Origin of the sequence: Rhodoferax sp. (assembly GCF_039922535.1) — a bacterium.
GTDB lineage: Bacteria > Pseudomonadota > Gammaproteobacteria > Burkholderiales > Burkholderiaceae_C > Rhodoferax_B.
Map to the genome: position 1 here is coordinate 1 of NZ_JBDTEM010000239.1, position 5501 is coordinate 5501.

Genomic DNA, 5501 nt, shown 5'->3' on the forward strand with positions numbered 1-5501 from the left:
AAAAAAATGAAGTATTTCGCTGCGCTGATTCCAGCCATCGTGGGCACATTGGCATTACTCGGATGGTTGCTGGGTATCGATGGGCTCACCCGCATTGCGCCGAACTTTGTCGCCATGAATCCGGTGACGGCGCTGTGCACCATGGCGTCCAGCGCCGCACTGCTGATTTCCCATGCGCCCCTGCCCTACGCGCGGGCATTGCGCACCAGCCTGTTGTTGAGCGCGGCGGCGGGGCTGTGTGCAGCACTCAAACTCCTGGAGATCGCCTTTGACTGGCAACTGGGTGTGGACACCTGGATCAGCCATGCCCAACTAGATGCCGCAGCAGGGATGCCGAACCGCATGGCCCCGAACACCGCACTCATTCTGTTGCTGCTCAACACGGCCATGGTGTGCCTGATCCTGGGCCGGGCGGTGGTAGCCGCCCAGTTGATGCTCTTGCTCAGCGCGGCGCTGGCCTTGCTCGCCATCGTGGGTTACACCTACAGCGTCGCCTCCTTTTATGGCATGGGCCAGCACATTCCCATCGCGGTGCACTCGGCCACTTCGCTGCTGTTGCTGGCTGGTTCGGCACTGTATATCCGGCCCGACCGGGCGTTGATGGCCATCATTACCAACGAAGGACCGGCAGGCCGCACTGCACGCATGTTGTTGCCGTGCGCCATTCTTGTCCCGATTGGCTTTGGGTGGCTGCGCCAATGGGGTGAGCGCGCGGGCCTGTACAGCCCCGATTTTGGTGTCGCACTGTTTGTCATGGTCAACGTCATGGTGTTTGCCGCGCTGATCTGGGTCAACGGCCACGTGGTTTTCACAGCCGACCAGCACCGCCAGAGGGCGGAAGAGCAACTGCGCCACGCTGCCACCCACGACAAGCTCACGGGCCTGGCCAACCGCAACATGTTTACCGCGCGCCTGCACACACGCATCAGCGCGGCCAAGCGCTACCCGAACCGGCCCTTCGCCGTGTTCTACATCGACCTGGACGGCTTCAAGCTGGTCAATGACCGCTGTGGCCACGCAGCCGGCGACGTCTTACTGTGCGACGTGGCACGCCTGCTGGCGCAGTGCGTGCGCACCACCGACGTGGCGGCCCGCCTGGGCGGCGATGAGTTCACCCTCCTGCTCGACGAAATCGCCGGCCCCGAAGATGTGCACGTGCTGGCCCAGCGCATCCTCACCCTGCTACCGCGCACCTTCACAGCCAACGCATGCACCGTGCCCTTTGGTGCCAGTATCGGCATTGCGGTCTACGCAGACCACCGCCACAGTTTGGAAACCCTGCTGGCCGACGCCGATACGGCGTTGTACCAGGCCAAGCGAAAGGGCAAAGGCTGCTACGTGTTACATGCCTTGGAAGGCGCATGAATAAGAACGTGTTTACGATCTCTTTGGGGTCACGTTGGGGTGCAATCGGGATGAGTTGGTTGTCGGAGGCCGCAGCATGGGCTCTCTGCCCATGCAATGGCTACGGCGGGCAAATCGCCCGATTTCACCCCAACCCGCAGGGCAGGTGCCTTTTCGGGCGCTCAGCGTCGTTACAAAACCAGCCAAGGCGGAAAGCCTTGGCTTGGGTTTTGCGCCTAGCTGCGCATCCCGAACAGGCACCTGCGCGACCCCAAAGAGATCGTAAACACGTTCTAAGCTGTACATGCCTAACTGGATAATGGCCGCAGCACCTTTGGGGTGCTTTGGAGGCTTACGTGCGTGTATTGATTGTGGAAGACGACCTTTTACTGGGCGATGCCCTGGCCACCGGCTTGCGCCAACTGGGCCATGTGGTGGACTGGTTTGGCGATGGTACGCAGGCCGATGCGGCCCTGGCGGTCACCACCTTTGATGCCGTGGTGCTGGACTTGGGCCTTCCCGGCGGGGATGGACTGGTCTGGCTAGCCCGCTGGCGCAGCGCGGGCGTGGCCGTACCCATGCTGATCCTGACGGCCCGCGACGGCGCAGAGCACAGCATCACCGGCCTGGACGGCGGTGCCGACGACTACCTCATCAAGCCCATCTCCATCGACGAACTGGCGGCGCGCCTGCGGGCGGTGCTACGCCGCACCTCGGGCCGGGCGCAGTCGGTGTGGCAGCACGGTGCACTGGAATACGACCCGGCCAGCAAGCAAGTGCGCTGGAAGGGCGAAACCGTCGAACTGACGGGCCGTGAACTGGCCCTGCTCGAAGCCCTGCTAAAGCATCCGCAACGCGTGCTGTCCAAAGCCCACCTGCAAGAAAAACTGTACGACTGGAGCAGCACAGAGCCCGAAAGCAATACGCTGGAAGTGCACATCCACCACCTGCGCCGCAAGATCGACCCGGCCATCGTGCGCACGCTGCGTGGCGTAGGCTACGCGCTGGGCTCGGGCGAGGCCGGGCCATGAGCCTGCAACGCCGTTTGCTGCTGTATTTGCTGGTCTGCGCACCGCTGGTGTGGGGCGTGACCCTGTGGGTGTCGGTGAGCCGGGCCCGGCACGAGGTCAACGAACTCTACGACGGCGAACTGGTCCGCCTGGCCCGCCAGGTGCAGGCCGTGTTCAACCGCCAGCATCCTGGTCCGCTACCAGCCCCCCCCTTCCCCGCCGCCGACGACCCATTGGACGATGACGCGCGCGAACTGGCCGTCGCCGTGTGGAACACCCAAGGGCAGCTGGTCCTGACCGACCGCGAAGGCAGGCAGCTCCAGCGCCGAGCCGGTCCGGCGGGCTTTGTCGATACCCAGCTCTTCGGCACCGCCTGGCGGGTGTACTACCTGCCCTCGTCCAACGGCGAATGGCTGGTGGCCGCGGGCCAGGACGTGCATGAACGCCAAGAATTGGTAGCCGGGCTCACCGCCAGCCAGATCACACCCTGGCTGCTGATGCTGCCGTTTCTGCTGCTGGCCATGGCCCTGGCGGTACGGCAGGCGCTGCTGCCCATCCGCACACTGACGGCCGAGCTGCAAGGCCGCAATGCGCAAGATTTGCTGCCCGTGTCGCCGCTGCGCGCACCGGCAGAACTGCAGCCGCTGCTGGTGGCAATGAACGGCCTGTTCACCCGCATCGACGACAGCCTGGAGCGCGAGCGCCGGTTTACCGCCGATGCCGCGCACGAGCTGCGCACGCCGTTGGCGGTACTACGGGCCCAGTGGGACGTGGTCCGCCGCGCGCACAGCGGGACCGAGCGGGCGCAGGCCGAGGCCCGGTTCAGCACCGGCCTGGACCGAACCGACCGGCTGGTGACGCAAATGCTGGCCCTGTCGCGAGTAGAAGCACGGCTGGGTTCGGGTAGCGCTGCCGTTCCCCACACTCCGGTAGATTGGCCCCACCTGGTGGAGCAGGCCATGGGCGACTGCCTGCCGCTGGCCGAACGCCGCCACATCGAACTGGCCTGCGAATGGCCTCCCGAAGGCCAACCCGCCTTGCCCATGCAAGGCGATGCCGACCTGCTAACCGTGCTGCTGCGCAACCTGCTGGACAACGCGGTGCGTTATGCCCCCCAGGGCACGCTGGTGACGCTGCGTTTCACCTCCAACGCCCTGGTGGTAGAGAACCACGGCACGCCACTCAGCACTGAGCAGCTCGCCAGCCTGGGCACCCGCTTTCACCGGCCCCAGGGGCAAACCGAAATCGGCAGTGGTCTGGGCGTGTCTATCGTCCAGCGGATTGCCGCCCTGCACGGCCTGGCGGTGGTGTTTGGCCCTGGCGACAACGGCCAAGGCATGCGGGTCAGGGTGCAGCGCGGCACGCCGCGTCCACCCGCCACAGCGTAGTGCCGCGCTCGGTCAACACCTCTTGCGCGCGATGGGGTAAGGCGTAGGCATCCAGGGCATGGGCCGGGCCGATCACCCAACTGACAGGGGCCCGGCACAGCACCGCGCGCAACCGGCTTGCATCCACCAGCACGGCTGCGGCCTTGGCCGGGGCAAACCCGCCCGCATCGACCAACTCTTTGCGCCAGCTGTCCTCGGTGCGAATCTCTGGATCCTGCCAGTCATCCACCACCGTGACCGGGTCGTGCAGGCGCGCATAGAACGGCACATCGTAAAAGTAATGCTGAAGCATCAGCACCGGCTCGCCCGGCGCACGGTGGGTTTGCAAAGCCGCGGCGATTTCGGCTGTGCTTTTGGTCGGAACCACCGCCAGCCAGGCGATCGCCCCCAGACCGAGCGCCGCCGCCAGCACATTGCTGGCGCGCCAGACCTTGTGCATACGCTGTGACAGGGGCTGCAAAGCGCTCAGGCTGTCGGCCAACAGGTAGGCCAGGGGCGGCACGGCCGGCAGCACATAGCCCAGCAACTTGGACTGTGGCAACGAGAAAAACACCACCACGGTCACCAACCACACCCCCATCAGGCTGCGCACCGGATCGCCCGGCTTCCTATCCCCGTCGCGCCGGACAGCCAGCCGGTACAGCATGGGAGCCCAGGGCAGGCTGAACAGCAGCAGCACCGCCGGGTAAAACCAAAATGGCTGGACGTTATTGAAACCACTGCCCACAAAGCGCTGAAAGTGTTGCACCACAAAGAAGTAGTGGAAGAAGCCTGCAAACTGCTGCTGCATGGCCACACACCATGGTGCAGCCACCGCCAAAAACACCCCTAAGCCCGGAAGCCAAAGCAACGCCGGCACCTTGCGCCAGCGCTGCGTGGCCACCAGCCAGACCAGCATGACTAGACCCGGAATTGCCGCACCGATCAGCCCCTTGGCCAAGATCCCCAGGCCCGCCAGGGCGTAGGCCGCGGCCAACGACCGTCTAAAAGGCTGCTTCTGCTCCATGCGCAGCACGGCATCCGCCGCCGCCAAGATGGTGGCCGTGGTGCAGCCCGCCACCAGCATGTCCATATTGGCAAACTGCCCGCCAATCAAAAACAGCGGCTGTACCGCCAGTGCCAACGCCACCCTGCGCGCAGCCACCGACCCCACCCAGCGCCGGGTAAACAGGTACAGCGCGACGGCGCCCAGCCAAGCGCCCAGCAGCGGCGCAGCACGGGCGGCCCAGGGGTTGGCCCCGAACATCGACATGGATGCGGCGGTGATCCAGTAAAACAGTGGCGGCTTGTGGAAAAAGGGCAAGCCGTCCAGCGTGGGGGCAAGCCAGTGGTCAGACACCAGCATTTCCCAGGCAACCCCTACATAACGCCCCTCGTCGGGCAGCATGAGCGGCCGCGCCCAGGCCGATGCGGCCAGCCAAACCAGGATGGCCAACGCCACCCACATGGGTTCGCGCCAGGCGCGTGACGCGTCCACGACGGTTGGGTGCGCAGTCCAGCCCGGACGGTGGTGCAGGGCAACGGGTGCGTCCAGGTAATCCGGCGCAAGGAAGGGATGCATGGGCATTCACAGAAGGGAAAGATGGGCCGGAGTATTGCGAGGGGCCGATTAACTTAGCCTTAAGGCAGCGTAAAAATCCCCCTGTTTCTGCACACACCAAGCTGCCACCCCTACGCAGCCCAGTTATGCATTTTCCGAACTTCTTATTCCACAGCTTCTCCAACCATTTAGGCCTTCAACGCAGAGTAAATCTGCGCT

The 5501-nt window shown here is 64.7% G+C and carries 4 protein-coding genes; 3 read left to right on the forward strand and 1 reads right to left on the reverse strand.

Annotated features, from left to right (window positions below):
* The 3 genes from ABI213_RS11215 to ABI213_RS11225 form a co-directional block, all read left to right on the forward strand.
* On the forward strand, window positions 1-1365 hold a 1365-nt coding region (locus ABI213_RS11215), incomplete at its 5' end, for a GGDEF domain-containing protein (protein ID WP_348027095.1).
* Between the two features lie 335 nt (window positions 1366-1700).
* On the forward strand, window positions 1701-2375 hold the full coding sequence (locus ABI213_RS11220) for a winged helix-turn-helix domain-containing protein (protein WP_348005461.1): 675 nt from the start codon (window positions 1701-1703) through the stop codon (window positions 2373-2375).
* Window positions 2372-3742 carry an ATP-binding protein gene (locus ABI213_RS11225; RefSeq protein ID WP_348027097.1) on the forward strand — a complete coding sequence of 457 codons (1371 nt, stop codon included), beginning with the start codon at window positions 2372-2374 and terminating at the stop codon, window positions 3740-3742. Before ABI213_RS11220 ends, ABI213_RS11225 begins: the two co-directional genes overlap by 4 nt.
* Here ABI213_RS11225 and ABI213_RS11230 read toward each other — a convergent pair.
* The gene (locus tag ABI213_RS11230) at window positions 3699-5303 is read right to left on the reverse strand and encodes a glycosyltransferase family 39 protein (protein WP_348027099.1); all 1605 of its coding nucleotides are present in this window, start codon (window positions 5301-5303) and stop codon (window positions 3699-3701) included. The two genes, ABI213_RS11225 and ABI213_RS11230, sit on opposite strands and share 44 nt — an antisense overlap.
* Window positions 5304-5501 lie beyond the last annotated feature (198 nt).